The organism is Bradyrhizobium sp. WYCCWR15520 (assembly GCF_056174665.1).
In genome coordinates this window covers 31,898-47,500 of sequence record NZ_JBWBWM010000046.1, presented here as the reverse complement: position 1 = coordinate 47,500, position 15,603 = coordinate 31,898, and the positions used below count along the sequence as shown (strand labels likewise).

The 15,603-nt window shown below is 63.2% G+C and carries 12 protein-coding genes and 1 riboswitch (1 of these 13 running past the window's edge); of the genes, 6 read left to right on the top strand and 6 right to left on the bottom strand.

What is annotated here, in order from left to right; genetic code table 11:
• Together AC0QUY_RS35720 and AC0QUY_RS35715 are read left to right on the top strand one after the other, a co-directional pair.
• On the top strand, positions 1-212 hold the final stretch of the coding sequence (locus tag AC0QUY_RS35720) for a M23 family metallopeptidase (RefSeq protein WP_161849977.1). The gene continues 1,858 nt to the left of window position 1, outside the view; 212 of the gene's 2,070 nt are visible here — the last part of the coding sequence; its start codon lies off the left edge, out of view; it ends in the stop codon at positions 210-212.
• A gap of 328 nt (positions 213-540) precedes the next feature.
• The gene (locus tag AC0QUY_RS35715; RefSeq protein WP_475390707.1) at positions 541-804 is read left to right on the top strand and encodes a hypothetical protein; all 264 of its coding nucleotides are present in this window, start codon (positions 541-543) and stop codon (positions 802-804) included.
• Positions 805-870: 66 nt separating this feature from the next.
• Here AC0QUY_RS35715 and clpB read toward each other — a convergent pair whose 3' ends face one another.
• A complete protein-coding gene (clpB, locus tag AC0QUY_RS35710) occupies positions 871-3,510 on the bottom strand; it encodes an ATP-dependent chaperone ClpB (protein WP_161849979.1) in 2,640 nt (879 codons plus the stop codon).
• 220 nt (positions 3,511-3,730) lie between these two features.
• On the opposite strand from clpB, the gene AC0QUY_RS35705 reads away from it, so the two are divergent.
• Positions 3,731-4,516, top strand: coding sequence for an MOSC domain-containing protein (locus AC0QUY_RS35705; RefSeq protein WP_475390705.1), 786 nt, complete (start codon positions 3,731-3,733; stop codon positions 4,514-4,516).
• An 832-nt stretch (positions 4,517-5,348) separates the two neighbouring features.
• On the opposite strand, the gene fsrB is transcribed toward AC0QUY_RS35705, so the two are convergent.
• Both fsrB and AC0QUY_RS35695 read right to left on the bottom strand, forming a co-directional pair.
• The gene (gene fsrB / locus AC0QUY_RS35700) at positions 5,349-6,638 is read right to left on the bottom strand and encodes a siderophore utilization protein FsrB (protein ID WP_475390703.1); all 1,290 of its coding nucleotides are present in this window, start codon (positions 6,636-6,638) and stop codon (positions 5,349-5,351) included.
• Positions 6,639-6,733: 95 nt separating this feature from the next.
• Positions 6,734-8,974: a TonB-dependent siderophore receptor gene (locus tag AC0QUY_RS35695; RefSeq protein ID WP_475390708.1), complete on the bottom strand. Its 2,241-nt coding sequence runs from the start codon at positions 8,972-8,974 to the stop codon at positions 6,734-6,736.
• Positions 8,975-9,927: 953 nt separating this feature from the next.
• Between AC0QUY_RS35695 and AC0QUY_RS35690 the strand changes: the two genes are divergently transcribed.
• On the top strand, positions 9,928-10,203 hold the full coding sequence (locus tag AC0QUY_RS35690; RefSeq protein WP_475390701.1) for a hypothetical protein: 276 nt from the start codon (positions 9,928-9,930) through the stop codon (positions 10,201-10,203).
• A gap of 81 nt (positions 10,204-10,284) precedes the next feature.
• Here the strand turns inward: AC0QUY_RS35690 and AC0QUY_RS35685 are convergent, their stop codons facing one another.
• A complete protein-coding gene (locus AC0QUY_RS35685; protein WP_475390700.1) occupies positions 10,285-11,169 on the bottom strand; it encodes a TIGR02594 family protein in 885 nt (294 codons plus the stop codon).
• A gap of 259 nt (positions 11,170-11,428) precedes the next feature.
• Here AC0QUY_RS35685 and AC0QUY_RS35680 point away from each other — a divergent pair, with 259 nt between their 5' ends.
• Positions 11,429-12,301 (top strand): alpha/beta fold hydrolase, encoded by an 873-nt coding sequence (locus tag AC0QUY_RS35680; RefSeq protein ID WP_161850014.1) that lies wholly within the window; start codon positions 11,429-11,431, stop codon positions 12,299-12,301.
• Between the two features lie 239 nt (positions 12,302-12,540).
• Here the strand turns inward: AC0QUY_RS35680 and metW are convergent, their stop codons facing one another.
• Both metW and metX read right to left on the bottom strand, forming a co-directional pair.
• Positions 12,541-13,209 (bottom strand): methionine biosynthesis protein MetW, encoded by a 669-nt coding sequence (gene metW, locus AC0QUY_RS35675; RefSeq protein WP_161850015.1) that lies wholly within the window; start codon positions 13,207-13,209, stop codon positions 12,541-12,543.
• A gap of 1 nt (position 13,210) precedes the next feature.
• Positions 13,211-14,413 (bottom strand): homoserine O-acetyltransferase MetX, encoded by a 1,203-nt coding sequence (gene metX, locus AC0QUY_RS35670; RefSeq protein ID WP_475390699.1) that lies wholly within the window; start codon positions 14,411-14,413, stop codon positions 13,211-13,213.
• Positions 14,414-14,494: 81 nt separating this feature from the next.
• Positions 14,495-14,574, bottom strand: a riboswitch (SAM riboswitch).
• Between the two features lie 163 nt (positions 14,575-14,737).
• Between metX and AC0QUY_RS35665 the strand changes: the two genes are divergently transcribed.
• A complete protein-coding gene (locus AC0QUY_RS35665; RefSeq protein ID WP_161850017.1) occupies positions 14,738-15,586 on the top strand; it encodes a chorismate mutase in 849 nt (282 codons plus the stop codon).
• The last annotated feature ends 17 nt before the right edge of the window (positions 15,587-15,603 follow it).

Here is a 15,603-nt window from a genome sequence, read left to right as displayed (position 1 = left end):
CCCACGTCCACTACGAAATCCTGGTCAACGGCCGCTTCGTCGATCCAATGCGCGTCAAGCTGCCGCGCGGCCGCTCGCTCGAAGGCTCAATGCTGGCGAATTTCGAAAAAGAGCGCGACCGGCTCGACACCCAGATGAACAATCGCGGCAGCTCGGCGCGGGTTTCGGAGGCCACCGGCACCACGCCGCAGACGCGCCAGGTCAGCCGTTGAAGTCAGCCGCTGAGCCTTCGATAACATCTTGAAGATCCGATAGGGATACTCACGCCACGCCGAGTGTCGGATCGAAGGCAGCGGTCACGCGAGCAACCGACAGTGTCATTTGCCAGACCGCTCGCTGCCTCCCGGCGGACCGGCGTCGGTGCAAGCGGGGTGATCTATTTCTCGTCGGATATCGGGAACGCAATTTACAAGGTCGCGAAAAATAGCCGCCGCGGCCTGAGGCTGGCGGAACTCTGTCCGCGGTCTCCGGTTGATGTGCAGGACAAAGCCGCCGGCCCGCCGCGGCCGGTGATGCATGGCCCGAGTGATGGAGGTCGTCATGCAGTTGACGCGTGAGGACGTTGCCAGGGTGGTCGGCGCCGCCGACGATGTGACCATCGCCCAGATCATTGGAACTGGCGCCACCGTGGACGAACTTGCCGAGGCCCAGGCCTGGCTCGCCAATGACGAGCCAATGATGAACGCCGGCAAGCCGCTGGCAACGGGCCGCGTGCGCGAACTCGTCGACATCCTCTCGGAGCTTGATCCAAGTGAGGATGACGACGAACGCGTTGGCAGCAGCCCGGCGCCCGAGCAAGCCTGACCCAACAATCTGGCGGGTGGATGCCTCCCGCATCTAGCGGGATGCATCCTCGCTTTCATGCCTGGCTCAGTTCAGCTTGCGCTTCGGCACCGGCGTCTCGAACTGCGCGATCTCGGCGGTTTGGGCTGCCTTGCCGTTGAAGGTCAACACATTGCCCTCGCTCGAAATCACGACGCGGTCGCCGTCGGCGACATCGCCTGAGAGGATCATCTCGGCCAGCGGGTCCTGCAGGCTGCGCTGGATCACCCGTTTCAGGGGTCTTGCGCCGTAAGCCGGATCCCAGCCCTTGGCGGCCAACCAGTCGCGGGCGGCCTCATCGAGCGTCAGCGTGATCTTGCGATCCTCCAGCAACCTCTGAAGACGAGCGAACTGGATCTCGACGATCCGGCCCATCTCGCTCTTCTGCAGGCGGTGGAACAGGATGATCTCGTCGACGCGGTTGAGGAATTCGGGCCGGAAGTGCACCCGCACCATCCCCATCACCTGCTCGCGCACCGCCGAGGTATCCTCGCCTTCCGGCTGGTTCACCAAAAACTCCGAACCGAGGTTCGAGGTCATGATGATCAGCGTGTTGCGGAAGTCGACGGTACGGCCCTGGCCGTCGGTCAGACGGCCGTCGTCGAGCACCTGCAAGAGCACGTTGAAGACGTCGGGATGCGCCTTCTCGATCTCGTCGAACAGCACCACCTGATAGGGCCGCCGCCGCACTGCTTCGGTGAGCGCGCCGCCCTCGTCATAGCCGACATAGCCGGGAGGCGCGCCGATCAGCCGCGACACCGAGTGCTTTTCCATGTACTCGGACATGTCGAGGCGGACCATCGCGGTCTCGTCGTTGAACAGGTACTCTGCCAGCGCTTTCGTCAGCTCGGTCTTGCCGACACCGGTGGGCCCTAAGAACATGAACGAGCCCATCGGACGGTTCGGGTCCTGCAAGCCCGCGCGCGAACGGCGCACGGCGGTTGCAACCGCGCGCACGGCTTCGGCCTGGCCGACGACGCGCTTGCCGAGCGCGTTCTCCATCTTCAGGAGCTTGTCCTTTTCGCCTTCCAGCATCTTGTCGACGGGAACGCCGGTCCAGCGCGACACCACCTGCGCGATGTGGTTGGCGGTCACCGCCTCCTCCATCATCTCGCCGGCGTCTTCATTGTCCTCGATGGTTTCGAGCCGCTTCTCCAGTTCCGGAATCTTGCCATAGGCAAGCTCGCCCGCGCGCTGGAATTCGCCGCGGCGTTGCGCGTTGGCGAGTTCAATGCGTAAGGCATCAAGCTCACTCTTGATCTTCTGCGCGTCGGAGAGCTTGTTCTTCTCCGCACTCCAGCGCGCCGTCAGCGCCGACGATTTTTCCTCCAGATCCGCCAGTTCCTTTTCCAGCGACTGCAGGCGGCTCTTGGAGCCGATATCGGTTTCCTTCTTCAGCGCCTCCTGCTCGATCTTCAATCGGATGATTTCCCGATCCATCAAATCGAGCTCTTCCGGCTTGGAATCGACCTGCATCTTCAGCCGCGCCGCGGCCTCGTCCATCAGGTCGATCGCCTTGTCGGGCAGGAAACGGTCCGTGATGTAGCGGTTCGAAAGCGTGGTCGCCGCAACAAGCGCAGAGTCGGTGATGCGGACGCCGTGGTGCTGCTCGTATTTGTCCTTCAGGCCGCGCAGGATCGAGATGGTGTCCTCGACCGTGGGCTCGGAGACGAACACCGGCTGAAAGCGCCGTGCCAGCGCCGCGTCCTTTTCGACATGCTTGCGGTATTCGTCGAGCGTAGTGGCGCCGATGCAGTGCAGCTCGCCGCGCGCCAGCGCAGGCTTGAGCAGATTGGACGCGTCCATCGCGCCGTCCGCCTTGCCGGCGCCGACCAGCGTGTGCATCTCGTCGATGAACAGGATGATCGAGCCTTCGGCCGCGGTGACTTCCTGCAGCACGGCCTTCAACCGCTCCTCGAACTCGCCGCGGTACTTGGCGCCCGCGATCAGCGCACCCATGTCGAGCGAGAGCAGCTTCTTGTCCTGCAGGCTCTCCGGCACGTCGCCATTGAGGATACGCAGCGCCAGCCCCTCGACGATCGCGGTCTTGCCGACGCCGGGCTCGCCGATCAGCACGGGATTGTTCTTGGTGCGGCGGGACAGCACCTGGATGGTGCGGCGGATTTCCTCGTCGCGGCCGATTACCGGATCGAGCTTGCCGTCGCGCGCGGCCTGCGTGAGATCGCGGGCATATTTCTTCAGCGCGTCATAGGCGTTTTCCGCCGTCGCGCTGTCGGCGCTGCGGCCCTTGCGCAACGCTTCGATCGCCGCATTGAGGCTTTGCGGCGTGACGCCGCCCTTGTTCAGAATGTTGCCGGCCTCGCCGTTCTTCTCCAGCGTCAAGCCCAGCAGCAACCGCTCGACCGTGACAAAGCTGTCGCCGGCCTTCTCGGCGGCCTTTTCCGCGGCGTCGAAGGCGCGCGCCATGTCGGGGGCAAGGTAGATCTGCCCGGCGCCGCTGCCCGAAACCTTTGGCAGCTTCTTCAGCGCGTCCTCCGTCGCCTTGAGGATGGCGCGGGAGTTCCCGCCGGCGCGATCGATCAGACCCGCGGCCAGCCCCTCGCTATCATCAAGCAGAACTTTGAGAACGTGCAGCGACGAGAACTGCTGGTGCCCGTCGCGCATGGCGAGCGACTGCGCAGACTGGACAAAGCCGCGCGCCCGCTCGGTGTATTTTTCAATATTCATGGTTTTACTTCCCTCGGCCTACCGCCCTCACCCCTGAGGCATGATTGCGGCATCTTCATTGGGGTATCCGCGAACCGCGTTGACATTCCTCAACCGGCCGCGGGTCGTCGCCCGCTTTTCAGGCTTGACGCAAATGTGGGCACGACCGGGCAAAACGGAAGAGCCGCGGCCATAAATTCGGAGTTGTGGCGCGAGCCGGAGAAATCCCTTAATAAGCCGCATGGACGCGACCTCCCCTGCCCGGATCACCGGGATTTTCCGTTACCCCGTCAAAGGCCTGACCCCGGAGCAGCTCAGCCGCGCCGAGCTGAAGCCCGGACAGACCTTGCTGGCCGATCGCCGCTACGCCATCGAGAACGGCCCTTCCGGGTTCGACCCGGCCGAGCCGAAATGGCTGCCGAAGCCGCACTTCCTGATGCTGATGCGGGATGAATGGCTGGCCGGCCTGCACACCCATTTCGACGATGCGAGCCAAGTCCTCTCGATTCGCCAAAATGGCGAGATCGCAGCCCAGGGCAACCTGGCGACGGCCGAGGGCCGGCGAACCATCGAGAATTTTTTCGCGACCGCCTTCGCCGGTCAGATCAAGGGGCCGCCGAAAGTGCTGGAGAGTCCCGGCCACAGCTTTTCGGACGTCGCCCGCAAGGTCGTTTCCATCATCAACCTCGCCAGCGTCCGCGCCATCGAGGATATTGTCGGCGCACCGGTCCATCCGCTTCGCTTCCGCGGCAATCTCTACGTCGACGGCTGGCCGGCCTGGCACGAATTCGACCTGCTCGACCGCACGCTTGCGATTGGCGATGTCAGGCTGAAGGTGGTGAAGCGCATCGTCCGCTGCGCCGCCATCAATGTCGATCCCGATACGGCCCAGCGCGACCTCGCGATTCCGCCGGCGTTGCAGCGCCGGCTCGGCCATGCCGATTGCGGGATCTATGCCGAGGTGATCACCGGCGGCACCATCAGTGCCGGCGATACGATCGCGGCGGAGCAGGTCGAGTTGTTGTGACGTGGATTTGGGCGGCATTGTCCGTCCTGCGATTTCTGTCGTCATTGCGAGCGAAGCGAAGCAATCCATTCGTCCGCATGCGTGGTGACAATGGATTGCTTCGCTGCGCTCGCAATGACGTGGATATGACTTCGCCTTCTCGCGACGCACCGCGCCCGAGGTTTGCATGAACCATCTCCTCCCCTCGACAACGAGGGTGCAGGGAATGCCGGGTGCTGGCTAGCACCCGCGGTCTCGTGTGCAATGTGTGCAGAAGATGCGCACACGAGCATACAGGTACAGCCGAAGCAGTCCGGCATTCCCTGCGCAATGGGTTGACGGCTTATGCCGTGGTCTCCCCGGAGCCGAATTCCTCTGGCCTCCGTCGCTGTCGGATTAGTGGTTATCGAAACCCGGTTGGGTTTCACAAACCTCCGTCAGCTTGGCACCAGCCACGGGTGTCAGGACCACACGGTTTTGCCGTACGCAACCCGTCTTCGCCAAGAGGCTTCGCCGGGCTTGGTACCCGCCCGACGAGCGTTAGCGAAGGCGGAAATCAGCGCCGTCATCTTGCACGCCGTGAGCCGCTCACGAGTTGACCTCGCCCTGCAGCCACCTTGCGCGCCGACACTGCTTGCGTCCACCGCATCCCGTCCCGCGTTCGTGACGACCGCGATACGCCCCTCTTGCCGGGACGAGACGCGCGAAAATTGCCGCTGATTTGGGGTGAAAAGGAAGCGGTATATTTTTGCGCGGACGACTGGACGACCCAAATCAGTTTGAATCTGCTTCAAAAATTAGATTTTACGCGCAACGGGTTTCGGCTCGCAGCGATCCGAAAAGTTCGACAGAGCTATTCCGCGGGCGCGAGGCGTGCGCTCGCGCGGGTTGCGGCGGTCTCGCGCACGCGGATGCGGGCGCGGCGCTTGCGCCACCAGATCACGACGCCGGTCACCGACAGTGCCGCGACCACCAGCCCCATGATCGAGATCAGGATGCGGCCGGGCAATCCAACGATCCGGCCGGAATGCAGCGGGAATTGCGCCTGCACGAAGATATCGGCGGCGGTGCCGACCCACGGCAGTCTCTGGCCGATCGGGCGGCCGTCCTCGCTGTCGTAATAGAGCTGCGCCGGGCCGACGCCGCCGGCGCCATGATCGTCGCCGGGGTGAAAGAAGGCTGCGGCATAGACGCCATGGGCCGGGCCATAATTGATCGAGCCGACGGGCGTGGTCCATCCGCGGCTCTTGCCGTCGGCCGCCGCGCGGGCCGCAATATCCGCAAACGTGACCTTGGGTTCGATCGGGTCGTCGAGATGCCGGTACGGACGCTGCTCGTAGGGCGTCGGGGTGTAGTTCGACACCGTCTTCATCAGCGGCGAAAACACCTCGAAATACAGGTTAAGCGAAAACGCCGTGAAGGCGATGACGAACAGCAGCGCCCATGTCCACAGGCTGAAAGCGCGGTGGATGTCGAAATTGATTCGATAGGCGCTGCCCGAGGTCTTGATCTTCCAGGCCGGCGTCCAGCGCGCCCAGAAGCCGCGGCCGAGTTGGCGCTCTACGGCCGGCGCCCGCTCCGCTTTGGCGCGGCGTCGGGACGGCAGCGTCAGATAGAAACCGACGAAACAGTCGATGGTCCAGATGATCGCGATGACGCCAAGCACGCGCATGCCCCAGCGATCGCTGCCCCAAAACTCCGGAATGTGCATGGTGTAATGCAGCTTGTAGAGGAATGAGACGAAGTTGGCGCGCGTCACCGGCCACACCGCGCCCCAGTAGCGCCGCCCGAGCTCCGCGCCGGTGTTGGGATCGAGGAAGATCTGGTTGTAATCCAGCGTGAAGCGCTTGCCGGTGGCGGGATCGATCCGCGGCAGCACGAAGAACCACAGCGAATGACCCTTCTCCGGCGTCATGAACATGTGGACGACGCGCGCGCGCGGATCGCGCTGCTCGATCAGCTTGACCAACTCGACGGAGGGAATGGCGGGACCGCTGCTGGTTACGTCGAACAGATCCTGGTTCAGTGCATCGTCGATCGCGTGATCCCAGGAGATGATCGCGCCAGTGACGCCTGAAAAGAACAGAAAGCCGGCGGTGAAAAGACCGGCCCAGCGATGCAGCCGCCCGAAGATCGATTTCATGGCTTGCGCCCGTGCTGTTGGTGCCTCAGTGAAACATCATCACCTCCGGTCGATCGACCGGCGGTGATGTAACCGTTGCGCATGTGCCAGCCGACCTACCATCGATAGGTCAGCTTCGCGATCGCCTTGCGGCCTTCGGCATAGAAGCAACTGGTGTAGCCGTAGCAGGCTGCGACATAGCGGGTGTCGGCGACGTTGGTGACGTTCAGCGCCAAGCGATAATTGCCCTTGGTGTAGGCCAGCAGCGCGTCGAACGCGGTCGAGGCCGGCACCTTGAAGGTGTTGGCGTCGTCGCCGAAGGTCGAGCCGACATAACGGACGCCGCCGCCGGCCTGCACGCCAGCGAGCGCGCCGCTCTGCAGTGTATAATCGCTCCACAGCGCGAACCGGTTGAGCGGCACGGTGGTCGGCGCCTTGCCGACGTTGACGGGATCCTGCGTGACCACGGCGTCGATGTAGGAGTAGGCGCCACGGACGTTGAAACCTTCCGTCAGCGTGGCCGTGCCTTCGAGTTCGATGCCGCGCGAGTTCACCTGCCCCCTCTGCTCGGCAGTGTATGTCGGAGGCGCGAAGGTGACGACATTGGACCGCGTCAGATCGAAGGCCGCCAGTGTGATCAATGCATTGATCCCGACCGGCTGATATTTCACGCCGACTTCATACTGGACGCCGGTTTCCGGCTTCAGCAGCTCGCCCGCGGCGTTGGTGTTGAGTACCGGCAGGAATGATTCGGCGTAGCTGAAATATGGCGCGACGCCGTTGTCGAAATTGTACATCACCGCTGCGCGACGGGTGAATGCCGAAGCGTCGGCGGTGGCGGAAGACCGAAGGAGAAAGTCGTTGAGGTCGGTCGTGGCGAAGTCCTGCCGGGCGCCAAGCAGGAACGAGAGCCGGCCGAGCTTGATCTGATCCTGCGCGTAGAAACCAATCTGCGACTGCTTGATGTTCAGGTCGTCAGAAGGGCCGAGGTTGGTCCAGGTGTTGGTGTAGACAGGCGCAAACACGTTGATCTTGCCGGTGCTATACGTTGAAGCTGTGTCCCGGAACGACGTGTTGCGGTAGTCGATGCCGAACAACGTAGTGTGGCTCAGGATGCCGGTAACAAACTTGCCCTGGAGCTGGTTATCGACGGCGAACGAGTTGATGGTTGACGCGCCGCCGGAACCGGCGCGTGACATCAGACCTGCCGCTTCGTCGGCCGCCGAGAGGTAGCCCAGACCGTAGAAGCTCTGCTGTTCGTTGTGCATCCACGCATAACGCAGGTTCTGCCGGAACGTGAGTGCCTCGTTGAGGTCATGCGAAAGCAAGTATCCGGCTGTGGCCAGTTCGGTATCGAACCGGTTGAAATTGGGTTCGCCGCCGAAAAACGTGTTCGGGATAATGCGGCCGTTGTTCGGAAATACCGTGCCGGAGGGCGGAAGGAACTGCAGACCCCAGCCCGCAGTGTCCTTTTGATAATTGGCCAGCAGCGTGATGGTGGTGGCGTCGTTCGGCTTGAACGTCACCGCGGGCGCGATGAAGACGCGGTTGTCCTTGGTGAAATCGACCTGGGTTTCGCCGTCGCGGACGACGCCCGTCAGCCGCCACAATACGGTGCCTTCCTTGTTGGCGGGGCCGCCGACGTCAAACTGCCCCTGGTAGCGATTGAAGCTTCCGCCCGACACCGACACTTCGCCAAACTGGTAGGCCGTGGGCAGCTTGCTGACATAATTGAGAATGCCGCCGGTGCCGCTGCCGCCATACATTACCGAGGATGGACCCTTCAGCACTTCCAGGCGCTCGGCGCCGTAGGGTTCCAGACCGAGGAAGTGCACATAGCGGCTGCTTGGCAGCCGGAGGCCATCGAGATAGAGGCCGGGCATGGTCATGTCGAAACCGCGGATCTGCAACCCGCCGAAGCGGGTATCCGATCCGCCGTTAACGTCCCCGCTGACGCCTGCCGTGTAGCGCAGCGCGGCGCCGACCGATTCCGCACCCTGGTTCTTGATCTGATCGGTGGTGACGACGGAAATCGACTGTGGGGTTTCGATGATCGGCGTGTCGGTCTTGGTCCCTGTTCCGCTGCGGGTCGCGACGAAGCCGCGCACCGGACCATTGGCGCGTTCGCCGGCACCGGGACCCGATGCGGCCGCAGCGGGCACCGCTTGCGGCGAGCGGGCTGCACGAGCTGCGCGCGCGCCGCGCGTGGTCGAAGCGCGGCGGGATGGCTGGGCCGCAACCTGACGAGCGCGTTGCTGCGGCGCGTCCACGGTGACCGGTGGCAGCGCCGACTGCGCCAGTGCGGTTCTGGGCGGTAGGAGAAGGGTTAATCCGCTGACTGCCCCGAGGCAGATCATTCGCATGAGTTGAAGTCGAGTGGCGGAAAGCGAATCGAATCCTGTTGGTGTCACCCTGAAATTGCCCCGAGGTCTGCCGGCTTGGCCGGTATGATTTTTTGATGCCCCGCTCTAACGCAAGCATCTTCGGAGTTCGATGGGTGGTTGCTAGAATCTCTCCAGACTGCCCAGCCGATAGAAATACTTGGAAACAGTTCCACCGCAGCGGATCATGTTGCGAACAGCAGCACGCGTGCAGCGGTCAAGCGATGACACTTCGTGCCAAGCACGGCGCGAGGCCGGGCATTTTGCTGCAGTTTCAGATTCCAAGTGCGACGAGGCCACTACAAACGACAATCAAACTCACGATGATAACGGCAAGGAAACTGGATGAAGCAAGATCTTCGCGCATGACGGCACCTTCAAATATCTCCAGCGGGCGAACCTTGACGCCCCAAAATTTTGAAACACACGACGCTCGCATCGCTGCTCACAAGTCAGGGTGATAATGACGCCTCAATAGCCACCCATGGTTTTGGGTTGAAGACCATTAAACCATCGGTTCGTTTCAGCATGTCTTCGTCGACCTACGAAAACGACTTCGTCGGCGCGGTTCCATCGTTACATGCCGAGCTGCGCATGAAGCATCCTCACGAAACCGAGAGGTCGGCGCGCCAGGACGCGCCTCGACCATCCCTCGCTCAAACGAGACAAAGCCTCCGTGAGGTGGCGCACTTCACATGCAGCGGCCGCGCGCCGGAACTACTTGCGATCGGAGTATGAGAGAAACTGTAGCCGCATGAGCGCAGCGAGATGCGGGCCGCTCTCACATCCACTCGGCCGACGGGCCCTTAGCGGACGTTAAGGTGACTTCGGCCGAAGACCGCCAATGACTCCAAGCAGACAACGCCGGTGTTCTTGCCATATAGTTCAGCACTCAGACGAGCGGGATGTCTGTTCGGAGGATTGAGGTCATGCGCAAAACACCGGGATCGTTACTCCTGGCTATCGCTGCCGTGCTTTTCAGCCCGCAGGTGCGGGCGCAACAGGTTGCGGCCGAAACGCCGCAGTCAATGCTGTCGGCTCAGATTCGTACGCAGGGGTTCACCTGCGACAAAGCGCTCGGCGCCACGAGGGACAGAAAGCGCTCACAGCCGGACCGCGCCGTCTGGGTCCTCAAATGCAGCAACGCGACATACCGCGTCACTCGCGCCCCCGATATGGCGGCGAAGGTCGAACCGCTCCCATGAGCGAATGATCTTCGCTCATGGGCGATGGTGGGCACGGCGCTCGCGCGCCTTTGCCCAGCGTACGGTTTGTCGCAATCCGTCTCAGCTCGTCGGCATGACGTAGGCGTAGATCCGGCCGCGTGAGACCGGGGCTTCGCGGACGCGATTGCCGTTGTTGCCGGAGATCATGATCGGATTGCCCTTGGCGTCGACGCCGGTGATGATGCCGACATGACCGCCGCGGCGGCCGCGCGTCATCACCGCGATGGCGCCGACCTGCGGGCCGGAAACGCGCTGGCCGTATTTCGCGAACGAACTCGCCATGTCGGAGCCGGTGCCGCGATAGCCGGAGTGCTGCAGGACCATGTTCATGAAGCGCGCGCACCACAGGCTGCCGCGCCCGGTCGGGTTGCCGCCGAGATATTTGCGCGCTTCGGCGACGACGTTCGACGAGGTGTAGCCCGAGGCCATCGCGCCGCCGGTGGGCGTCACCGTGGCATTCGAAGCGACGCCTGCATCCGCTGCGACGTTTGCGTTCGCGGCGACGCTCGCATTGGCGTCGGCAAGGCCGCGCGTCTGCATGCGCGCGACGGCGCGATCCCAGCGTGACGTGCGCTCGGCATGTTGGAGCCGGGCGCCACGGCGGCCGGTGCGGACGTTGCGCGATGCGTCAGCGTTGGCGTAACCGAAGCCGCCGGGTGCGACCATCTGAGGGGTGCCCGTGTAGCTCGGGTTGAAATCCGAAAAGCTGCCGGCCTGCGTCTGTGCGACTTGGCGCTCCCAGCGCGACATCCTGAGAGCATGGCGATGGTGGCGATAGGCGTAGTGATGCTTGGCATGATGGCCGGCGTGATAGGCCCGGGCGTGCCGCCCTGCGCCGTGGTGAGGTCTTGCCGAAGCCGGAGTGACAAATACGACGATAGAAGCCGAACACAATGCCAGCGCGATGAAACGAAGCGACCGGCGAAACGCAAACAACTGACGCATACTTAGTCCTCTGTAGAACTCCCACTTCCCCTTTGCGTTCGCCTACGAACGAACGCGGGCGGCGTTTTGCGTTGCGGGATGTGACGAGAGGAAGATTTCATGTGGCGGCGCGGAAACGATTCCGGGGTAATTCCGCGAAGATTCGATGGCGAAAATGGAACGATTCCGCCGCATTGCAGCCCCGAGAATTAATTGCAATTTTGCCTGCTCGTCACGCAACGAAGTTACGAAAAAAAGAGAAAATCGAGAGGAATCAGAAATGCCTTACGCCGTCGCCAGGGACAACGTTCGTCTGCACTATGAAGAGGCCGGAAGCGGGACGCCGATCATCTTCCTGCACGAGTTCGCGGCCGACCACACCAACTGGGAGCCGCAGATGCGCTATTTCTCGCGCGGCCATCGCTGCATCGCCTATTCGGCGCGCGGCTATACGCCTTCCGACGTGCCGCCATCGGCCGACGTCTATACCTACGAGCATTTTTACACCGATGCTCTCGCCGTGCTCGATCACCTCGGCATCGCAAGCGCCCATTTCGTCGGCCTGTCGATGGGCTCCTATTCCTCGCTACAGGTCGGCCTCAACGCGCCGGAGCGCGCACTGTCGATGACGCTCGCTGCGGTCGGCGCAGGATCGGGTTTGGAAAATCTCGACGCGTTCCGCGCGCAATGTGTCGCCAATGCCGAGCAGTATGAGACGATCGGTTCGGTCGAGGTCGCCAAGGTGACGCGGGAGGCGCCGAGCCGGATTCCGTTTCTGCTGAAGGACCCGCGCGGCCACGCCGATTTCTACGCCGCGCTGGCCCGGCACGATGCCAGAGGCTCGGCCAACACCATGCGCAGCTTTCAAGGCAAGCGCCCGTCGATCTACACCATGACGGAGGCGATCCGGCGCGTGCCGACGCCGGCGCTCATTCTCTGCGGTGACGAGGACGACAATTGCATCGGACCGAGCCTGTTTTTAAAGCAGCATCTGCCGGCGGCGGGGCTTTCGTTCTTTCCGAAGTCCGGCCACGTGCTGAATCTGGAAGAGCCGGCGCTGTTTAATGAGATGGTGGAGCGGTTCATCGCGCTGGTGGAGGCCGGCCGATGGCCGGTGCGGGATCCGAGGTCGCTGGTGGCGGCGGTGGTTTAGGTTTAGCCGCAGCGGAGATGCGCCCCCTCTCCCGCTTGCGGGGGAGGGTTGGGGTGGGGGTGCCTCCGCGAGTCACACTGTTCGAGTGGAGAGAGCCGCCCACCATTCGCTTAGTCGACGCACTCGATCCAGTGAGAAAAGGTTGTCCATTCGACGAGCACGTTATGCGGAAGCACCCCCACCCCGGCCCTCCCCCGCAAGCGGGAGAGGGAGTGGACCGCCGCCGCGGCATGCTTTCTCTACTTCGCGCTTCCGCCCCTGCTCAGCAAAAACACGCCCTGCTCGCCGAACATGTTCCAGACCCACCAGGGCAGGTTCAGCGGCACCGGGCGGCCATAGAGATCGAGCGCCACCGCGCGCTCCATCTTGACGTTGATCTCGTCGCACAGCTGGACGAAATCCTTGATGGTGCAGAAATGGATGTTCGGCGTGTCGTACCAGGTGGCGGGGAGATGTTCGGTGCGCGGCATGTGGCCGCCGACGAGCAGTTGCAGCCGCATCTTCCAGAAGCCGAAATTCGGGAACGACACGACCGCGCGCCGGCCGATGCGCAACAGATTCTCCAGCACGGTCTTCGGCTGCCGCGTCGCCTGCAGCGTCTGCGACAGGATCACGTAGTCGAAAGCATCGTCGGGATAATTGACGAGATCGGTATCGGCGTCGCCCTGCACCACGGCCAGCCCCCTGGCGACGCAGCGGTTGACGCCCTCGCGCGACAGCTCGATGCCGCGGCCATCGATGCCGCGGCTCTCCAGCAGTTGCAAGAGTTCGCCGTCGCCGCAGCCGACGTCGAGCACTTTTGAGCCGGCCGAAATCATTTCGGCGACGAGCAGATGATCGGTGCGATGCTTGCCGGTGCGATCGGGAGCGATGCCGCCGAGCGGCAAGGCCTGTTCCTGCAACGCCATGTCAGCCTCCCGTAACGTCAAGGCCGCGCGCCTTGCCCGCGGATTCCAGGAAGGCGCGGGAAATGTCGAAGAACTCGGGCACGTCGAGCAGGAAGGCGTCGTGGCCGCGGTCGGTCTCGATCTCGGCAAACGACACCCGCGCGCTCGATGCGTTCAGCGCATGCACCAGCGCGCGCGATTCCGAGGTCGGGAACAGCCAGTCGGAAGTGAATGACACCACGCAGAAGCGGGTCTTGATGCCGCGAAACGCCTGCGCCAGCACGCCGTTGTGGTCGGCGGCGATATCGAAATAGTCCATCGCCCGCGTCAGATAGAGGTAGCTGTTGGCGTCGAAACGCTCGACAAAGGACGATCCCTGATAACGCAGATAGCTTTCGACCTGGAAATCCGCGTCGAACGAAAACGTCGGCAGCTCGCGGTCCTGCATCCGCCGTCCGAACTTGCGATGCAGCGCCGCGTCGGAGAGATAGGTGATGTGCCCTGCCATCCGCGCCACCGCCAGCCCGCGATGCGGATGGGTGTTGCGTTCGAAATAGCGCCCATGGTGCCAGTCCGGGTCAGCCATCACGGCCTGCCGGCCGAGTTCGTGAAACGCGATGTTCTGCGCCGAATGGCGCGTGCTGCACGCCACCGGCAGCGCCGAAAACACCCGCTCCGGATAGGCGGCGGTCCATTGCAGCACCTGCATGCCGCCCATCGATCCGCCGATCACGCAGAGCAGTGTCTCGATGCCCAGCCGGTCGAGCAGCAAGGCCTGCGCGCGGACCATGTCGGGGATGGTGATGATCGGGAAATCCAGCCCCCAGGCTTTGCCGGTCGCCGGATTGGTCGAGGCCGGACCGGTCGATCCCATGCAGCCGCCGATCACGTTCGAACAGATGATGAAGTACTTGTCGGTATCGAGCGGACGGCCGGGGCCGACCATGATTTCCCACCAGCCGGCCTTGCCGGTCAGGGGATGCACATTGGCGACATGCTGATCCAGCGTCAGCGCGTGGCAGATCAGGATCGCGTTGGAGCGATCGGCGTTCAGCTCGCCATAGGTCTGATACGCGATCTGGAACGGCGCGAGATCAATGCCGCAATCGAGCTTTAGCGGCTGCTCGACGCCGAACTTCGCCACCGTCGAAGTCGGATGATCGGCCTCGTGGGCGCGGTCCTCGCTGTGAATCGACGGACTGGATACCGACTGCAAATTTGTCATCGACGACCAACCTCCTTGCGGAGGCTCCAGACAGAAGTCAGGCCATAAAAAACCCGGCCTGAACGAAAGGTTCGGCCGGGATCAACTCTGTCCCCGGCCTGTTTAGCGAGTTGTTTAACGTGGCTGCAAGCCGGCCGGCTCAAATGACCACGGAATGGAACAAAGCTAGTCCGAAGCAGGTCCCCCGTCAAGGCAGCGCATGGTTAACCCTGCGAGGATCATGGCGGATCTGACGTTTCTCTTTGCTTTCAGCGGCCGTCTTTTCTAATCAATGGCCATGATTGCCGGTGATTTCGGATCGATCCGGCCCTGAAGGTTTCTGAGATGTCCAAAGCTCCCCCGGCTCCGCCCTCGCTGCAGGAATTGCGCAAGGAGATCGACGCGATCGACGAGCAGGTCCATCGCCTGCTGATGGCGCGCGGCGACATTATCGACCGGCTGATCCAGGTGAAGCAGACCCAGGAAGTCGGCTCGGCATTTCGCCCGGCGCGCGAGGCCAGCATGATGCGCGAGCTCGTCCGGCGCCATCGCGGCATCCTGCCGCTCGACACCATCGAAAGTATCTGGCGCGTCATCATCTCGACCTTCACTTACGTCCAGGCGCCGTTCTCGGTGCATGCGGACGTCTCGGTCGGCGAGCCCGCGATGCGGGACTCGGCACGCTTTCACTTCGGCTTCGTGGTGCCCTATGTCGGCCATTTCAGCGCGCAGGCCGCCGTCGAGGCGGTGGCGAAATCGAAGGGCGATCTGGCGCTGGTCTCGGCGGTGTCGAGCCGCACGCCGTGGTGGAATGCGCTGGAAGCCGATGGCGCGCCGAAGATCATCGCCCGGCTGCCGTTCCTCGAACGCGCCGATCATCCGGCGGCGCTGCCCGTGTTCGTGATCTCGCGGGTCGCCGACGACGCCATGGTGACGGAAGTCGAGATGTGGAGCGTCCGCGTCTCGGGGTGGAACGCCGATGTCGCCCGTGCGCTGGCCCCGCTCGCCGAAATCGTCGCCGTGCCCGATACCGCCTTCGACGGCGCGGCGCTTCTGGTCTCGGACGCAGGCACCGGCTTCGAAAAGATCAAAGCCGCCCTGATCCAGGCCGGGGCCTCGGTGCGTTCTTCGGCCCTCGTCGGCAGCCACGCAACACGCTATACGGTGCCCCCGAACGGGTCTGCGAAGCCTTAAACGCTGCCTGCCATTTC